Source organism: Longimicrobium sp., from assembly GCF_048594345.1.
Lineage (GTDB): Bacteria > Gemmatimonadota > Gemmatimonadetes > Longimicrobiales > Longimicrobiaceae > Longimicrobium.
Map to the genome: position 1 here is coordinate 1 of NZ_JBMDXM010000293.1, position 16039 is coordinate 16039.

Here is a 16039-nt window from a genome sequence, read left to right on the forward strand (position 1 = left end):
AGGCGGATGAGCACCTTGGCCGTGGCCACGGCGTCGTCCAGGGCGCGGTGCCGGTTCTCCACCTCCAGGCCGAACCAGTGCGCCAGGCCGTCCAGCGAGCGCGACGGCAGCTGCGGCAGCAGGCGGCGCGACAGGCGCACCGTGCACAGCTGGCGCCCGCTGAGCGTCATTCCGGTGGCCATGTTGAGCTCGTGGCTCACGAAGCGCCAGTCGAACGCGGCGTTGTGGGCCACGAACACGCACCCCTCCAGGGCGCCGGACAGGACGCGGGCCACCTGGGCAAAGCGCGGCTGCTCGGCCACCATGGCGTTGCTGATGCCCGTGAGCGACGTGATCATGCCGGGAATGGGCCGCTCGGGGTTCACCAGGCTGCACCAGGTGTCGGCGATGCGGCCGCCCTCCACGCGAACGGCGGCCACCTCCGTCACGCGATGTCCGCGCGTGGGGGTGCCGCCGGTCGTCTCCACGTCCACCACCACCCAGCGCTCGTCGCGCAGCAGCCGCACGGGCCCGACGGGCGCCTCCGCCTCGCCTTCCGTGTGGAGCGGACGGACGGGCGTGGTGGCGACGGACCACACGCCCTGCGCGTCCACGCAAAAGCGTGAATCACCGCCCAGCAGGGTGAACACGGCCGCCGCGGCTGCACCCGCCCCGCCCGTGATGCCCAGCACCCGGTGCGCCACCTCCACGGAGGGCAGCGGCTGCGCGGAAAGCACCCGCAGCGCGCGGTCCGTGAGGGAGCCGTCGCGCTCCAGGCGCACGTTGTCCAGCGGAAACATCAGCTGGCTCACCAGGCGTCTTCCCGGCAGACCGGCATGGTCATGCAGCGGCCGCCGCCGCCGCCCCGCACCAGCTCGGCGCCCTCGAAGGCGATCACGGCCCGGTCGTCGTCCTCCAACTCCGTGGCGCCGGTAAGGAAGTCGATGGCGTCGATGACCTTGAAGCCCTCGCGCTCCATCTCGCGCATGGTGGCCTCGTTGCGGCTGTAGCCCAGCACCACGCCGGGGCGCACCGCCACGAAGTTGCACCCGCTGCTCCACTGCTCGCGCTCCTGCCGGGTGGGGTGCTGGCCGCCGCACCACACCGGCTCCAGCTCCATCCCCACCTGCTTGAGCGCGGTAAAGACGTCGTCGTACGCCTTTACGCCCTCGCCACCGGGCCGGTAGTGCAGCGCGGGAAGCCGCTGCGGGCCAAAGAAGTACGGCGGATACACCACGCAGTGCGTATGGTCCACCATGGTGAAGATCATGTCCAGGTGGATGGCCGGGCTGTCCGTGGGCAGCACCACGACGATCACGTGGTCGATCCCGCCCTTTTCCTTGAGCCCGTCCACCAGCCCCTCGATGGCCGCGGGGCTGCTGCGCTCGGAAAGGCCCACCATCGCAAGGTCGGGGCGGATGATGAGCACGTCGCCGCCCTCGATGGTGTAGTCGCTGCGGTGCTCTTCGGTGCCGTCGTAGATGTAGCCGGCGTTGCCGCTCAGCAGCGGGTGGTAGGTAAAGAGCGCCTTCATCAGCAGCTCCTCCGTCCACCGCACCGCGTAGCGCATGGCCCCGATGATCACCGCGTTGTTCACCACCATGGCGGCGTCGCGGGTAAAGAACAGGTTGGGGAGCGGGGGAAGCTCGTAGCTCACCTTGTGCAGCAGCTTGCTGATGGGCCCCTGCACCGCCTCCTTGCCCTCGATGAACTGCTGGATCAGCTGGTCGCCGGGGATCTCGTACAGCTCGCCCCCCAGCGGTTCGGAAGACGCCACCTCCGTCACCCGGTTGACCAAGAACCTGCGCACCTCGCGCTCGTCCACGATCTCGGCCAGCAGGTCGCGGACGTCCAGCACCTCGGAAAAGCGTGACAGGATGGCGCGAAAGCGTTGATGCTCGGCCTGCGCCTGGCGCAGGTCGATGATGTCGTCGTACAGGTACTGCTCGCGGTTGGACGGCGTAACCGCGAGCAGCTCGGGCCCTGGCGTATGCAGGATCACCGTGCGCAGCGCACCGATCTCGGAGGTGACGCGCACCGTGGGCCGCGAAGGTTTGTTCGTCTCGCTCATAGCCCCGGAACATAGCCAGACCCGCTGAACCGGGCAACGGAGCCCGCCCCACCGCGGTCCCCAACGACGAGCTCCATCCACTCCCTGTCCGACACGGTCTTACGCGCGAGCCTCGAACAGAGGATGGAATACAGAGGAACAGAGAAAGCCAGAGATACAGAGGAAAGATGGGTATCGGCTCCTCTGCGCCTCTGGCTTTTGTCTGTTCCTCTGTACCTACCGTCTTTTCCGCCCTACCAGATGCGGACGGGGGTCTCGCGCACCATGGGGTCGCCGGGCTGGCAGTTGAAGGCGCGCGCGAACTCGGGCATGTTCGACACCGGCCCCACCGCCCGGAAACGGCGCGGCGAGTGCGGGTCGGTCTGCACCTGCACGCGCATCGCCTCGTCGCGCGTGATGCCGCGCCACGCCTGCGCGAACGCCAGGAAGAAGCGCTGCTCGGGCGTAAAGCCGTCGATCGGGGTGCGCGGGCCGGTGCCCAGCGCCCGCTGCAGCCCCGCGTACGCCACGATCAGCCCGCCCAGGTCGCCGATGTTCTCGCCCAGCGTAAGCTGCCCGTTCACGTGCAGGCTGTCCACCGCCACGTAGCCGGCGTACTGGTCCACCAGCACCTGCGTGCGGCGGGCGAACTCGGCCTTGTCCTCGGCCGTCCACCAGTCGGCGAAGTTGCCTTGCGCGTCGAACTGGCTGCCCTGGTCGTCGAAGCCGTGCATGATCTCGTGGCCGATGATGGCGCCCATGGCCCCGTAGTTCACCGCGTCGTCGGCCGACGCGTCGAAGAACGGCGGCTGCAGGATGCCGGCCGGGAACACGATCTCGTTGCGCAGCGGGTTGTAGTACGCGTTCACCGTCTGCGGCGTCATCGCCCACTCGTTGCGGTCTACCGGCGTCCCCACGCGGGCGAACTGGCGCCGCGCCTCGAACGCCGCCCCGCGCCGCACGTTGCCAAAGTAGTCGCCGCGCTCGATCTCCAGCGCCGAGTAGTCGCGCCAGCGGTCCGGGTAGCCGATCTTGGGATCGAACGTGGCCAGCTTGGCCAGCGCCCGCTCGCGCGTCTGCGGACCCATCCATTCCAGCGTGCGCAGGCGCTCCGCCAGCCCGGCGCGGATGTCCTCGATCATCGCCAGCGCCTTGGCCTTGGCCTCCGGCGGGAACGCCTGGGCCACGTACAGCTGCCCCAGCGCCTCGCCCACCAGGTTGTCCACGCTGGCGCGGGCGCGCTTCCACCGCGGCTGCATCTGGGGTGTGCCCTGTAGCACCGTGCTGTAGAAGCGAAAGTTCTCGCGCTCAAAGTCCGGGCTCAGGTACGGCGCCGAGGTGCGCACCAGGTTCCAGCGCAGGTACGCCTTCCAGTCGTCCATGGGCACGTCGCCCATCATCCGGTCCAGCTCGGCAAAGAACGCGCGGTGCGGAAACGAGAAGCGCTCCGCCTGCACGCCGATCCCCTGCAGGTAGCGTGGCCAGCTGAAGCGCGGCGTCACGCTGTCGGCCTGGGCGGGCGTGGCGGGGTTGTAGAAGTTGGCCGGGTTGCGCAACTCCAGCGCGCCCAGCGACGCGCGGGCCAGCCGCGTCTCCATCGCCATCACCCGCTCGGCCTGCGCCCGCGCCGCGTCCGGGGTGGCGCCGGCCAGCGCCAGCGTGTTGGCCACGTGCTCCACGTACTGCTGGCGCAGCTGCACGGAGCGTTCGTCGTCGCGCAGGTAGTAGTCCTTCTCCGGCAGGCCAAGCCCGCCCTGCACCACGTACAGCATGTTGACGCCGCTGTTGCGCAGGTCCGCCTCAACCGCCGCGCCAAACAGCATCTGCACGCCGTTCCGGTGGTAGCCGGTCACCAGCGCCTGCAGCTCCTCCGGCCCGCGCAGCGCGTCGATGCGTGCCAGGTCCGCCCGGATCGGCTCCACGCCCAGCGACGCCAGCCGCGCCGTGTCCATGGCGCTGGCGTACAGGTCGCCCACCTTCTGCTTCACGCTGCCGCGCGGCGCGCCGGACGCCGCCGCGTCGTCCAGGATGCGGTGCAGCAGCTGATCGTTGCGCTCCACCAGTTCGCTCCCCGTGCTCCACGAGCTGCGGTCGGCGGGAATGGTGTTGCGCGACAGCCAGCCGCCGTTGGCGTACTGGTAAAAGTCCACGCAGGCGCGGGCGCTCTCGTCCAGGTTGCGCCGGTCGATGCCGCCCGTGTTGCTGCTGAACGCCGCCGTCGTGGGCGCGGGCGCGGAGTCCGCGTTCGCGGCCGGCGTGGTCCGCGGTGCGGGCGCCGTTGCGCACGCGCCGCAAAGCACCAGCGCGCATGCGGGCGCCAGCACGGTCTTGATGGATGTCATACGATCGATTGGGGATGATGCGGGTGGATGCGACGACCCGAGCGCGGGGAACGTACGTCGTCCCGCCGCTCCGGTACAGGCCCGCGCATGGACGGATGCCGCGCCGGACGGGTTTCATCGTGACCGCGAGTTCGGAAAAAGATTGGGCATCACACGGAGTCAACGGAGTCAACGGAGTTTTCTCGTGGCGCTTCCTCTACACGCGCGGTCCGAGTCTAGGATCCCAGGTGTCGGGTGCAGGTGCGCTTGTCGACGAGTGGCGATCTTTTGTGAGGGTGTCGGAAACGGGAAGTGGACGGAATGCGGCAGGGGGCCATGAGAATTTTTTGAGGAGGGATGCGGATCGGCAGATGAGCGTCCGAAGTGCACGGGAGCAGGCGGTCCGCTCCACCTGATGCGCGATCTGGAAAACCATCCGCCCGCTCTCGATCCGGCGGAGACCGGGCGAAGAATGAGGACGCGGGGGGGAGACTCCCCGCGTCCTCATTCGATTCCGCAATTCGGGATGCCGGCTCCGGTCAGCGGCTGTTGAGCGCGAAGGAGAGGCCTTCCAGTTCCAGCGTAACGTCCACGTTCTTGAGCGCCACGCCGCGCGGCACCTTGAGGCGCGCGGGAGCAAAGTTCAGGATACCGCGCACGCCCGCCTTCACCAGGCGATCCACCACCTGCTGCGCCGCGTCGGCCGGCACGGCAACGATGGCGATGTCGATTTCCTCCGCGCGCACCATGGCGTCGATCTCCTCGTCCGCGCGAATGCACAGGCCGCCCCACTGCGTGCCCACCTTGCGCGCGTCGGAGTCGAACACCGCGCGGATGTTGAAGCCGCGCGCCTCGAAGTCGCGGTAGCTGAACAGCGCCGACCCCAGCTTGCCGGCGCCGACCAGCGCCACGCGCCAGCTGCTCTGCAGCCCCAGGATGCTGCGGATGCGCGAAAGCAGTTCCTGCACGGAGTACCCCAGCCCCCGCTTGCCGAACGAGCCGAAGAGCGAAAGGTCCTTGCGCACCTGCGCACTGGTGGTGCCGCCCCGCTCCGCAAGCTCACCGCTGGAGATGGTCTCGGCGCCCGCGGCGTCGGCCTCCTGCAGCAGGCGAAGGTACAGCGAAAGCCGGCGCACGGCCGACTCGGAGATCTTCTTCATACAGCCACTCGAAACCCACTCCCGCGGGCGGGCGGATCGCACTTCGCCCGGTCTTGTGAAATTCTTCACAAGATAGGCGCGCGAGCCCCGAGCGTCAACTCATACCGAACCCGCCAACTCTGAGGCCCACTTACCGCCACACCCTGCGAAACACCTGTTGCCTCGCCATGCTTTACGAATGGACAAGCCGACCCTATATATCGAGACGAGCGTCGTCAGCTACCTGGCCGCGGACCGCAGCGGGCACCCGGTCACCGCTGCCAACCAGCGCCTGACGCACGAGTGGTGGAACACGCGCCGGCACGATTATGCGCTGTTCACCTCGGAAACCGTCCTGCAGGAAGCAGCAGACGGCGACCCGAACATGGCCGCGCGCAGGATGACGCTGCTCGCCGGCAGTGAGTTGCTTCTTCCGCTCCCGGGAGTTTCAGTCCTGGCCAGCGAAATCCAGGCTCGGATCAAGCTCCCGCCACGGGCGATCACGGATACGCTTCATGTCGCGTTCGCGGCCGTATACAACGTTGGGTATCTTCTTACGTGGAATTGCAAGCACATCGCCAATCCCGCGTTGAAGCCGCAATTGTTGCAGGCTTGTCGTTTGCGGGGGTTCGAGCTGCCGGTGCTCTGCACGCCCAAGGACTTGCTGAGAGGATAACCATGCCGGAAGACCTGATTGTTGCCGAGGTCCGTAAGACGCGCCAAAGGATTTTTGCACGCTTTGGCTACGACCTGGATGCGTATTTCGCGCATCTCCAGGCAACCGCTGAGGACAAGCGGCGGCGCGGGGTACGCTATGTGGACCAGCCGATCGGAAAGATCGATGCCCGGAAGTCTGACGCCGCGTGAGAAGCTCAAGCCCGAATCTGCCAGATTGGCCGACTGAAACAAGGGGACGCCTGGGCCAGGCGTCCCCCTCTTTTCACTCGTCCACGTCCCCAGCCGACATCTCAGGCGGTAGAGCGCTCCTTTCGCGCAAGGCGCGCGCAAGGTCGACGAAGCGGTCGGGGGCAAAGGACTCGGGGCGGGACTGCAGGTCCATCCCCAGCTCCGCGCCCAGCGCCGTCACCTGTTCAACCGACAGGCCGTAGGCATCGCGGAGGATGCGCTGGAACTGCTTGCGGCGCTGGCCAAAGGCGGCGCGGGTCAGGTGGCGCAGCGAGCGCTCGTCCTGCTGCGCCACCCGCGGCGGATCGTGCGGGACGATGCGGATGACGGACGATTCCACGTCGGGGACGGGGCGGAACGACTTGCGGCCCACGTTCATCACCCGCTCCGCGTCGGCGACGGCGCGCACGCCCACGGCCAGCGCACCGTACGTCTTGTTCCCGGGCTCGGCCAGAATGCGGTCCGCCACCTCCTTCTGCACCATCAGCACGATCTCGCGCGGGCGGGGCCGGCGCTCCAGGAGGCGGAAGAGAATGGGCGTGGTGATGTTGTAGGGGATGTTGCCGATCACCTTGAGGCGCGCGGGATCGTCCGTCACCTCCTCCAGCGGCACCTGCAGCACGTCGCGGTGGATGATCCGCACGCGGTCGTTCCCCGCGAACTCCGCCTGCAGCCGCCGCGCCAGTTCGTCGTCCAGCTCCACCAGCACCAACCGGCCCGCGCGCTCCGCCAGGTGCCGGGTGAGCGCGCCCTGCCCCGGCCCGATCTCCATCACCTCGTCCGCGAGGGTGGGATCGAGCGCGTCGACGATGCGGCGCTGGGCGTTGGGGTCGATCAGAAAGTTCTGCCCCAGCGACTTCTTGGCGCGGGGCGGCTGGCCGGGACGGTCGGGGCGGGCCACGGAGCTCAGAAGCGGACGACCAGGGCCGTCCGGTCGTCGGGGGGAACGTGGGTGGCCTCGCCGGCGCGCACGAACAGCCGCTCGATGATGGACGCGGGATCGTCCGCGCGCAGGCGCGCGGCTTCGTCCACCAGCACCCGCTCGCCCTCTACCTCGCCGGCGTCCAGCGCGTCGGACAGGCCGTCGGTGAAGAGGAAGAGCAGGTCCTCCCCCGTCGTCCACGCCACCGTCTCTTCACCATAGGTATCGCGGTCCACGATGCCAAACGGCGGGTCGGTGGCGTCCAGCCGCTGCGGCTGGCCGTCGGCGGTGATGCGAAAGGCGTGGCTGTGGCCGGCGTTGGAGTAGGCCAGCGTCCCCGCGGCGGGGTCGATCACGCAGTAGAACAGGGTCAGGTACATTTCCGTGTTCTCCAGCTCGTCGATCACCGCGCGGTGGGTGCGGTGAAGCACGTGGCTGGGCGCGTCGCCCTCGCTGGCGTGGATGGCCACGGCGCTGATGGTCAGCGCCATGATGAGCGCCGCGCCAAAGCCGTGGCTGCTCACGTCGCCGATCAGCACCCCCAGGCGGCCGTTGGGCAGGCGGAACAGGTGGTAGAAGTCGCCGCCCACCGACTCCGCCGGCACGCATCGCCCCCCCACCTGCGCGTAGTCGGCGAACTGCTCCAGCGGGGGAAGAAGCTTGAGCTGAAGGTCGTGCGCCAGCTCCAGTTCGCGCACCAGCCGCTCCTGCCGCAGGCTTTCCTCGATGAGCCGGTTGTTCTCCACCGCCGCGCCGATCTGGCTGGCGATGGCGGACAGCAGCTTCATGTCGCCCGCGCTGAACCCGTCGGCGCCGCCGCGGCCGATGAGGTTGATGACGCCCACGGCGCGCGCCTCGCCCTCCGGCGGCGTGTAGCTCACGGGAACGGATAGGAACGAGCCGCGCTGCCGCTCGCCGCCGGGGCAGTCGTCGCGCTGGTACTCTTCGCCGGGAGCCAGGATGACGGCGCGGCCTTCGCGGAACACGGCGGCGGTGATGGAGCAGGGATCGTCCACGTCGATCGGGTGCGTCTGCCCCTCCCCGCCCTCCACGGCGGCCAAGTACAGCCGGCGCCGGTCGCCGTCGTGCACCCACAGCGAGGCGCGGCTGGCGCCCAGGATCCCCGCCACCTCTTCCAGGATCGTCCGCGACGCTTCTTCCAGCGAGATGATGGAGCCCAGGATCTCGCTGATGGAGTACAGCAGGGTGATCTCCTCGTACCGCTCGGCGATCTCGCGGCTGAAGGAGCGCATCTCGTCGTCGTGGCGCGCCACGCGGGCCAGGGTGGCGCCCAGGAACCGCGCCGCGCCACGCGCCTCGTCGTCGGGCGCGCCGGGGATCTCCAGCCGCAGCGGCACGCCGGGAACGTCCACCGCTCCGTCGCCGGGAAGCTCGTCGGTCCCCTCCACGCCAACCCAGCCGCCGGCGCCGTCGCGCTGCCATACGCGCACGCCGTCCCAGGCCCGGCGCAGGTCGCCGAGCACCTCGCGCGCCGAAGCGGGAAGGCGGGGAACGGAAGGAGCTGCCGTAATCACCTCGGGAGGGGGCTCACTGTCCGGCGGCGCGGCGAAGTTCGTGCTCGCGCCGCAACACCATGCGCACCGAGTTGCCGGGCGGTGTGTACTGCACCTCGTCCATCAGCTCGCGGATCAGGAAGATGCCGCGGCCGCCGGTGCCGTCCAGGTTCTCGGGAAGGGTGGGATCGGGAACGCCGGTGGCGTCGAAGCCGTCGCCCTCGTCGTGCACCTGCAGCGCGACGGCCTGCGACGAAAGCTCCACCTCTACCCGCACGCGCTTTTCCGGGTCGCTGCCGTTGCCGTAGATCATGGCGTTGGCCAGCGCCTCGGCCACGCCCACCCGAAAGTTCAGGTTGAGCCGGGAGCCGTTGAAGTCGTACGCGCGCAGCCGGTCCACCAGGTAGGCCACGGCGGTCTCGATCACGCGCGGGTCGCTGGGCAGTTCCAGCACGAACGCGCAGGCTTCGGCGCCGGCCATGGGGGTCACCGGGTCCCCCGGCGCGGGGCGCGGCAACGGGTGGTGGAGTGCGACATCATGGGTCGGTGGCACGAACGGGCCGCGCCGGGCAGTCCTGCCCCGGAGCGGCCGCGCCGCGGATGGGTCATGGGGGGCGCCTGGATCAGAACCCCGCCAGCGCCTCGTCGCGCGTGTCGGCGATGCTGAACAGCGTGTCGAGCTTGGTGAGCTCGAACAGCGTGCGCAGGTCCTCGTTCAGGTTGGCCAGGCGCAGCTCACCGCCCTGCTCGCGGATCTTCTTGGACAGGCTCACCAGCACGCCCAGGCCGGACGAATCGATGTAGCCGGTGTTGGAGAAGTCGATCAGGAACTTGCGCTCTCCCCCCTCCAGCTCATCGAGAACCTTCTGCTTGAGCTCCTGACGGTTGCCCACGATGAGCTGCCCGTCCACGTCCACCACCACCACACCGTTGTTCTTGCTCGTCTGGAAGCTCATGGCTCCTCAATGATCCTCAGGTCCGGGGGAAAACCGCATCACCAGGGGCGCGGAGCAAGGCCAGTGCCATCCTCGCCCCACCCGGGGCGGGGCCGCGTCCCCTATGCGACACACGGTACGGCACCCGCCTGCCGCGCGCAACCGTTGCGTGCGGGGTTTGTACCCTCCCGCCACCTTACCGCGCACCGGGCGGCGGCTGCCGCGCCAGCACGGCACACGCGCCGCGGATCGTCCGTTCCTCCTGGCTTCCCGGCCCCGGCTGCACCCACCGGCGCGCGGACGGGGGCACCTCGATCGGCGGCGTGGAACGCTCCAGGTACAGCGGGCGGGTGCGCAGCAGGCGCGACCGCCCCGCTCCGCAGTCCAGCTCCACCTCGGTGACGGCGGCGTCATAGAGCAGCCCGTTCTCCAGGCGCTCCGGAAACCCTGCCCGCTTCAGCATGCGCGCGCCGTACATCCGCGGGCCCAGCACCACAACGTGCAGGATGTCCACGTAGTGGTCCGGCCACTCGTCGTCGGTCGCGGGCTGCCATGCGCCCCCCCAGACGCTGTCGGCGCCGGTCTGGCGCGCCTGCTCGCGCGTGGCGGTCATCACCGAGTCACGCCGGTCGATCTCGTCCGACTTGTCCACGCTGGAGTGGTACAGCAGGAGCACCGAATCCACCCTGGTTTCCAGGATCAGCGACATCGACCCTTCGCGGTCCAGCCAGGCGCGCAGCGTCTCGTCCTGGTTCGTGGCCCGCCCATACCGCGCCTGCAGCGAATCGGCCAGCCGGGCAAAGCGCGCGGGAAGCCGCCCGGGCGGCTCGTTTTTCCACTCCAGTTCCACGCCCACCAGCCCGGCGGGGCTCATCCACGCCACCAGGCTGCCACCCGCGGGAGCGCTGAAGACGAGGTCGCCCCACTGATCCCTTCCGCGCAGGGGATAGCCCGCCGCGCGGATGCGCTCCGACACCTCGTTTGCGGGCGCGCCCCAGCGGAGACCGTGAAACGTGAGCTGCGCGGCCGCGCTTTCCGCGGCGGCCGCGGAGAGGGCGAGCACGCACGCCGCGGAGGAGAGGCGCGAGCGAATCATGGGCCGGATCCATTCAGGCGGTGGATGACGATCAGCGGGACGGCGGGGACGGCTGCCGCCCCAGCGCCTCGCAGGCGCGCTGCACGGCTCGCGCGTGGTTGGCGTTGGGCATCGGCGGCAGCCACGTCTCGCCCTCGATGGCGGGGAGAGCGCGATGCGAGTAGAGGGGGATGGTGCGCAGCAGGCGCGTCGTCATCCGCCGGCAATCCAGTTCCACCTCGGTGAGGGCGCCGTTGTACATCATCCCGTTCTCCAGCCGGCGCGTCTGGAACCAGTTGTCCAGAAAACGCGCGCCGTACAGCCGGGTGCCCAGGCGCGTGAACCGGGTGGTATCCACCCGCGTCAGGTCGCGAAAGTCGCTGTAGGCGATCAGCCAGTCGCCGTACGAAGTGGTGTCGGCGCGGCCGTTTTCCTCCTCGTACGCATCCCGCTCCCGATCCGCGTCGTTGCGGCGCTCGAACTCGGCCTCCCAGCCGGGTCCCTCGTAACGCAGCGAGAGAAGGCTGTCCATTCCGACGCCGCGCGGAAACAGGAACAGCGAGAGGCGCACCCCGTCCCGCTCCCAGTCCATCGCCGGTTCCTCGTCCTCCCCCGACGCTGCGTCCGGCGAGCCGAACGCGCGGCGCAGCGAATCCGCCAGCGCCGTGAAGCGGGCGGGGAGCGCGTGCACCGGCCGCGCCCAGCGCAGTTCCACGCCCACCAGCCCGGCGGAGTTGAACATGGTCACCAGGTCCCCGCCGCTCGCGTCGCCGAAGACGTGGTCGCGGTCCTGATCCTGCCCGCGCAGCACGTAGCCGGCGCGCTGGATGGCCGCCGTCGCCGAATCCGCCGGCGTGCCCCAGGGGATGCCGCCGAACGTCAGCTGCGCGGCTGCGGGAGCGGCGTGCGCCGCGGCCAGGGCGAGGGCGAGAAGGATCGGCCGCATGAAGGAGCGGGGCATCGGTGTCGTCAGGTTCAGGGATGATGGTTCGCCGTGCCGCCTCGGCTTGCGTTTCACGGCGGCACAGGCGGTGGCAGGGATGCGGGATCGCCGCCCCCGGCGCGGATTCGCCGGCTAGCCTCTCTGAGCGCCAGGTCTGACGGGCTGACCGGGCGCCCCCGTACGTGGAGCGCGCCGTCCTATCGCGGCTGGCGGGCGAGCGCGTCACACGCGGCGGCGACGACGTGCGGGTGGTAGGTACCGGGGAGCGGTGGCAGCCACCAGGGTCCGTCCCTGGGGGTGAGGGTCTGGTACCCGTAGACGGGAACCGTGTGCACCAGCATCGCCTCCCGCGCGCCACACTCCAGTTCCATCTGCACGTGCGCGCCATCGTAGATCATCCCGTTCTCCAGCCGGCGCGGTTGCGCCCAATGGTACAGCAGCCGCACTCCAAACAGGCTGTCGCCCAGCACCACGTACGCCGCCGTATCCACCTGTATCCGCGCGGTGTTGTCGTTGTGGAGGGTGAGCCAGGCACCCATCAGAATGCTGTCGGTGGGGCCCTCCGCGTACTCGTGATCCAGACGGGCCTGCTGCGCGGCCAGGCGCCGCTCGAACTCGGCGTCCCACCCGGGACCTCCGTAGTGCGCCACGAGCAGGCTGTCCAGCCCGTCGCCGCGCGGCCGTAGGTACAGCATCACGTTCACGCCATCCAGGTACCAGTTCGATATCCGTTCCGCCACGTCGCTCAAGCGGTCCGCCGGCGGGCCCAGGTCGGCCGCCATCGCATCCGCCACCCGCGTGTAGAGTCCGGGAAGCGAATCCGGCGCCTTGAACCAGTCCAGGCCCACTCCCACCAGTCCCGCGGAGTCGAACATGGCGACGACGTCAGCGCTATCCGGGCCCAGGAAAAGCCAGTCGCCATTCTGGTCCTGCCCCCGCGGCACGTAGCCGGCACGCTGGATGGCCGCCGTTGCGGAGTCCACCGGCGTGCCCCACGGGATACCGCCAAACGTCAGCTGCGCGGCTGCGGAGACGGGTGCCAGGATCAGGCTGAAGAGGACGACGGCGAGAAGCGAGTGCGTGTGGCGAAGCGGGGAGATCATGAAAGCGCGTCCCTGGATGGATGAGGATGCACTGCGGTCGGCTCCGTCGCCGGAGGGCGGCGGGCGCGGGAAGAACCCGGAAGCCCGTCGCGGGTTCCGTCAGATGCGGCGGACCCGATCGGAAAATACGACAGCGATTTGATTGAGGGTGCTGCTAAACCTCACCACATCCAAAAGCCAGCCATCCGGAGAGGATGTTGAAACCTCGACCTCTCCCGTCATCCTGAGGGAGGCGCCGCTCCGCAATCCGCTTATGCACAATGCTTTGGCGCCGATCGAAGGACCTTGCCCGCGGAACCAGGAGCCTTGAACGGCTCCCGAGGGCTGACCCGTCGCGACCCGACAAAGATCCTTCGGTCGCGCGCAAACTTTTGTGGTTTTGAAAGTTACGGGTGAGCGCTCCCTCAGGATGACAGTGTGCTTCTGGAAGAACAACTGAGGTTTTTCGACACTCTCCGAGGAGAGCACCACGTGCAACCACACGTCACACAGTCACATGTGCGCGACTGGTCGTGTGGGGTACGGTTCCGTGTGGGCCCCCTCAGCCTTGAACGGCTCCCGAGGGCTGACCCGTCGCGACCCGGCAAAGATCCTTCGGTCGCGCGCAAACTTTTGTGGTTTTTAAAGTTACGGGTGTGCGCTCCCTCAGGATGACAGTGTGTTTCTGGAAGAACAACTGAGGTCTTCAACATTCTCCGAGGGAGCGCACCACGTGCAACCACACGTCACACAGTCACATGCACGACTGATCGTGTGGGGTACGGTTCCGTGTGGCGCTCCCTCAGCCTTGAACGGCTCCCGAGGGCTGGCCCATCGCGACCCGACAAAGATCCTTCGGTCGCGCGCAAACTTTTGTGATTTTGAAAGTTACGGGTGTGCGCTCCCTCAGGATGACAGTGTGCTTCTGGAAGAACAACTGAGGCTTTCTCAACGCGCTCTCAGGACGTCAACGGCCAGGCTTGTGTCAGTATCGTCAGGAAAACACACGCCTCCTTCAGGATTGCGGATCAGCCCGCGAGCAGCGCCGTGATGCAGGCGACGTTGACGATGTCGTCGGCGTCGGCGCCGCGGGACAGGTCGCTGCACGGACGCGCCAGGCCCTGGACGATGGGACCTACGGCCTCGGCGTTGGCCAGGCGCTGCGTGAGCTTGTAGGCGATGTTGCCGGCGTTCAGGTCCGGGAAGATGAGGACGTTCGCCTTGCCGGCCACGGGCGAGCCCGGCGACTTGCGCGCGCCCACGCTCTCGATGAGCGCCGCGTCCACCTGCATCTCGCCATCGACCGGAACGCCGGGCATCTTCTGCCGGAAGATCTCCAGCGCCTGGCGCACCTCGTCCACCAGCGGCCCCTCGGCGCTCCCCTTGGTGGAGTACGAGAGGAACGCGACGCGCGGGTCGTCGCCCACCACGCGGCGGCGGGCGTCGGCGGCGGCGGCGGCGATGTCGGCCAGCTGCTCGGCGGTGGGATCGGGGACCACGGCGGCGTCGGAGTACGTCAGCACCTCTTCGCCGGCGCCGCGGAACTCCGGAACCACCATGTAGAACGACGACGAGACGGTGCGGATCCCCTGCGCCGGCCCCACGGCCCAGAGCGCCGCGCGCAGCACGTCGCCGGTGGTGTTCATCACCCCCGACACGCAGGCATCCACCTCGCCCGCGCCCAGCAGCAGCGGGCCAAAGTACAGCGGGTCCGCGGACTTGCGGAACGCCTCGTCCTCCGTGAGCCCCTTCGCTTTGCGCCGCTCGTACAGGCGGGCGGCGAGCGCGGGGCGGCGGGGATCGTGCGCCGGGTCCACCAGCGCCACGCCGCGCGCGCCCAGCCGCTCCAGTTCCGCGCCGATCTCCGGCCCGCCAAGCACCGTCGGGTGCGCCAGACCGTCGCGGGCCAGGCGCGCGGCGGCGACCAGGATGCGCTCGTCGGCGCCCTCGGGAAGCACGATGCGGCGCGGGTTGGCCTTGGCCCGCGCCTGAACGTCGTCCAGAAAGCTCATGATGCCGGTTTGTTGAACTTTGCCTGGAGCCGGGCCAGGACGGTGGGGGGGACGAACGGCGACACGTCGCCGCCCAGGGAGGCGATCTGCCGCACCAGCGACGAGGAGAGGTACAGGTGCTCCAGGTCCGGCGCCATGAAGACGGTTTCCATGCCGTCCCACAGCTTGCGGTTCATCAGCGCCATCTGGAACTCGTACTCGAAGTCCGACACCGCCCGCAGCCCGCGGACGATCAGGTCGGCGCCCTGCGCCCGCGCAAAATCCACCAGCAGCCCCTGGAACGACATGGGGACCACGCGCGGCTCGTCGGCAAAGGTTTCGCGGATCATCTCCACCCGCTCGTCCACCGTGAACATTCCCTGCTTGGCCTGCGTGGCACTGTAGGCCACGGCCACGATCACGCGGTCCGCCATGCGAAAGCTGCGGCGGATGATGTCTTCGTGGCCGCGGGTCACGGGATCGAACGACCCGGGACAGACGGCGACGCGCTCCGTGCTCATTCGGGGGCGGGGATGAAGGTGAGACAGGTGTCGCCGTAGCGGCGGGTGCGCGCGCCGGGCAGGTCGGGGACGGCATCGTCGCGGCCGTGCTCGATGCACAGCAGCCCGGCGAACGGCGTGCGCGCGAACGCCTCCGCCAGCGCCTGCGCGAACCCCTGCCCGTACGGCGGGTCCGCGAACGCCACGTCGAACGCGTCCGCCTGCAGCCCGGACGCGTACTTCACCGCGTCCATCCGCACCACCTCCGCGCGATCGTCCGCGGCCAGCGTGGTGAGGTTGGCGCGGAGGATGGTCAGCGCGGCGGGGGCCTGCTCCACGAAGACGGCGTGCTCGGCGCCGCGGGAGAGCGCCTCCAGCCCCAGCGCGCCCGATCCGGCGAACAGGTCCAGCACCCGCGCGCCCGGCAGGTAGGGCGCCACGACGGACATCCACGCCTCGCGAACGCGGTCCGTCGTCGGCCGCGTGGCCCGCCCCGGCGGCGCCGCGATCCGGCGTCCCCCCCACTCCCCCGCGACAATCCTCACGGCGTGTGCTGCTGGTGGTCAGATGAAACGGCGCCCGCGACCGACTTGAAATGCGGTCTCGGGCGCCTCCACGCAAGCGGCCTTCGGGGACGCGTCCGCGTTTCGTCCGGCATCCAGCCAGATTCCCATCCCTCGGC

16 protein-coding genes are annotated in these 16039 nt (G+C 69.2%); 2 read left to right on the top strand and 14 right to left on the bottom strand.

Annotated elements, in window-relative coordinates; all coding sequences use genetic code 11:
* From ACOJUJ_RS30190 to ACOJUJ_RS30205, 4 genes are all read right to left on the bottom strand, one after another.
* Nucleotides 1–791: PolC-type DNA polymerase III (locus tag ACOJUJ_RS30190; protein ID WP_420130646.1), on the bottom strand; the 791-nt coding region annotated here is incomplete at its 3' end.
* The gene (locus tag ACOJUJ_RS30195) at nucleotides 788–2050 is read right to left on the bottom strand and encodes an arginine deiminase family protein (protein ID WP_420130647.1); all 1263 of its coding nucleotides are present in this window, start codon (nucleotides 2048–2050) and stop codon (nucleotides 788–790) included. The genes ACOJUJ_RS30190 and ACOJUJ_RS30195, both read right to left, overlap by 4 nt.
* A 233-nt stretch (nucleotides 2051–2283) precedes the next feature.
* Nucleotides 2284–4371 carry a M13 family metallopeptidase gene (locus ACOJUJ_RS30200; protein WP_420130648.1) on the bottom strand — a complete coding sequence of 696 codons (2088 nt, stop codon included), beginning with the start codon at nucleotides 4369–4371 and terminating at the stop codon, nucleotides 2284–2286.
* A gap of 518 nt (nucleotides 4372–4889) precedes the next feature.
* Nucleotides 4890–5510 (bottom strand): redox-sensing transcriptional repressor Rex, encoded by a 621-nt coding sequence (locus ACOJUJ_RS30205; protein ID WP_420130649.1) that lies wholly within the window; start codon nucleotides 5508–5510, stop codon nucleotides 4890–4892.
* A gap of 178 nt (nucleotides 5511–5688) precedes the next feature.
* Between ACOJUJ_RS30205 and ACOJUJ_RS30210 the strand changes: the two genes are divergently transcribed.
* Both ACOJUJ_RS30210 and ACOJUJ_RS30215 read left to right on the top strand, forming a co-directional pair.
* The gene (locus ACOJUJ_RS30210; RefSeq protein ID WP_420130650.1) at nucleotides 5689–6165 is read left to right on the top strand and encodes a type II toxin-antitoxin system VapC family toxin; all 477 of its coding nucleotides are present in this window, start codon (nucleotides 5689–5691) and stop codon (nucleotides 6163–6165) included.
* Between the two features lie 2 nt (nucleotides 6166–6167).
* Nucleotides 6168–6356 carry a hypothetical protein gene (locus ACOJUJ_RS30215; RefSeq protein ID WP_420130651.1) on the top strand — a complete coding sequence of 63 codons (189 nt, stop codon included), beginning with the start codon at nucleotides 6168–6170 and terminating at the stop codon, nucleotides 6354–6356.
* 73 nt (nucleotides 6357–6429) lie between these two features.
* Here ACOJUJ_RS30215 and rsmA read toward each other — a convergent pair whose 3' ends face one another.
* The 10 genes from rsmA to rsmD form a co-directional block, all read right to left on the bottom strand.
* Entirely contained in the window at nucleotides 6430–7296 is an 867-nt protein-coding gene (gene rsmA / locus ACOJUJ_RS30220) for a 16S rRNA (adenine(1518)-N(6)/adenine(1519)-N(6))-dimethyltransferase RsmA (RefSeq protein ID WP_420130652.1), read from the bottom strand.
* Between the two features lie 5 nt (nucleotides 7297–7301).
* Nucleotides 7302–8852 (bottom strand): PP2C family protein-serine/threonine phosphatase, encoded by a 1551-nt coding sequence (locus ACOJUJ_RS30225; RefSeq protein ID WP_420130653.1) that lies wholly within the window; start codon nucleotides 8850–8852, stop codon nucleotides 7302–7304.
* A 13-nt stretch (nucleotides 8853–8865) separates the two neighbouring features.
* Entirely contained in the window at nucleotides 8866–9312 is a 447-nt protein-coding gene (locus ACOJUJ_RS30230; protein WP_420130670.1) for an ATP-binding protein, read from the bottom strand.
* A 142-nt stretch (nucleotides 9313–9454) separates the two neighbouring features.
* Entirely contained in the window at nucleotides 9455–9787 is a 333-nt protein-coding gene (locus ACOJUJ_RS30235; protein WP_331127485.1) for an STAS domain-containing protein, read from the bottom strand.
* A gap of 175 nt (nucleotides 9788–9962) precedes the next feature.
* Nucleotides 9963–10862, bottom strand: coding sequence for a hypothetical protein (locus ACOJUJ_RS30240; protein WP_420130654.1), 900 nt, complete (start codon nucleotides 10860–10862; stop codon nucleotides 9963–9965).
* A 31-nt stretch (nucleotides 10863–10893) separates the two neighbouring features.
* The gene (locus ACOJUJ_RS30245; protein WP_420130655.1) at nucleotides 10894–11802 is read right to left on the bottom strand and encodes a hypothetical protein; all 909 of its coding nucleotides are present in this window, start codon (nucleotides 11800–11802) and stop codon (nucleotides 10894–10896) included.
* 179 nt (nucleotides 11803–11981) lie between these two features.
* Nucleotides 11982–12887 (bottom strand): hypothetical protein, encoded by a 906-nt coding sequence (locus tag ACOJUJ_RS30250; protein ID WP_420130656.1) that lies wholly within the window; start codon nucleotides 12885–12887, stop codon nucleotides 11982–11984.
* Between the two features lie 1007 nt (nucleotides 12888–13894).
* A complete protein-coding gene (pta, locus tag ACOJUJ_RS30255) occupies nucleotides 13895–14878 on the bottom strand; it encodes a phosphate acetyltransferase (RefSeq protein ID WP_420130657.1) in 984 nt (327 codons plus the stop codon).
* Nucleotides 14875–15378: a pantetheine-phosphate adenylyltransferase gene (coaD, locus tag ACOJUJ_RS30260; protein ID WP_420130658.1), complete on the bottom strand. Its 504-nt coding sequence runs from the start codon at nucleotides 15376–15378 to the stop codon at nucleotides 14875–14877. Before coaD ends, pta begins: the two co-directional genes overlap by 4 nt.
* Entirely contained in the window at nucleotides 15375–15902 is a 528-nt protein-coding gene (gene rsmD / locus ACOJUJ_RS30265; RefSeq protein WP_420130659.1) for a 16S rRNA (guanine(966)-N(2))-methyltransferase RsmD, read from the bottom strand. Before rsmD ends, coaD begins: the two co-directional genes overlap by 4 nt.
* Nucleotides 15903–16039 lie beyond the last annotated feature (137 nt).

What these genes read in the sequence shown, in the direction of transcription:
- coaD (WP_420130658.1), bottom strand. Translation starts at nt 15,378, where the DNA reads ATGAGCACGGAGCGCGTCGCCGTCTGTCCCGGGTCGTTCGATCCCGTG.
- ACOJUJ_RS30245 (WP_420130655.1), bottom strand. Translation starts at nt 11,802, where the DNA reads ATGCCCCGCTCCTTCATGCGGCCGATCCTTCTCGCCCTCGCCCTGGCC.
- ACOJUJ_RS30240 (WP_420130654.1), bottom strand. Translation starts at nt 10,862, where the DNA reads ATGATTCGCTCGCGCCTCTCCTCCGCGGCGTGCGTGCTCGCCCTCTCC.
- ACOJUJ_RS30230 (WP_420130670.1), bottom strand. Translation starts at nt 9,312, where the DNA reads ATGGCCGGCGCCGAAGCCTGCGCGTTCGTGCTGGAACTGCCCAGCGAC.
- ACOJUJ_RS30200 (WP_420130648.1), bottom strand. Translation starts at nt 4,371, where the DNA reads ATGACATCCATCAAGACCGTGCTGGCGCCCGCATGCGCGCTGGTGCTT.
- ACOJUJ_RS30210 (WP_420130650.1), top strand. Translation starts at nt 5,689, where the DNA reads ATGGACAAGCCGACCCTATATATCGAGACGAGCGTCGTCAGCTACCTG.
- ACOJUJ_RS30205 (WP_420130649.1), bottom strand. Translation starts at nt 5,510, where the DNA reads ATGAAGAAGATCTCCGAGTCGGCCGTGCGCCGGCTTTCGCTGTACCTT.
- ACOJUJ_RS30215 (WP_420130651.1), top strand. Translation starts at nt 6,168, where the DNA reads ATGCCGGAAGACCTGATTGTTGCCGAGGTCCGTAAGACGCGCCAAAGG.
- ACOJUJ_RS30195 (WP_420130647.1), bottom strand. Translation starts at nt 2,050, where the DNA reads ATGAGCGAGACGAACAAACCTTCGCGGCCCACGGTGCGCGTCACCTCC.
- pta (WP_420130657.1), bottom strand. Translation starts at nt 14,878, where the DNA reads ATGAGCTTTCTGGACGACGTTCAGGCGCGGGCCAAGGCCAACCCGCGC.
- ACOJUJ_RS30250 (WP_420130656.1), bottom strand. Translation starts at nt 12,887, where the DNA reads ATGATCTCCCCGCTTCGCCACACGCACTCGCTTCTCGCCGTCGTCCTC.
- ACOJUJ_RS30235 (WP_331127485.1), bottom strand. Translation starts at nt 9,787, where the DNA reads ATGAGCTTCCAGACGAGCAAGAACAACGGTGTGGTGGTGGTGGACGTG.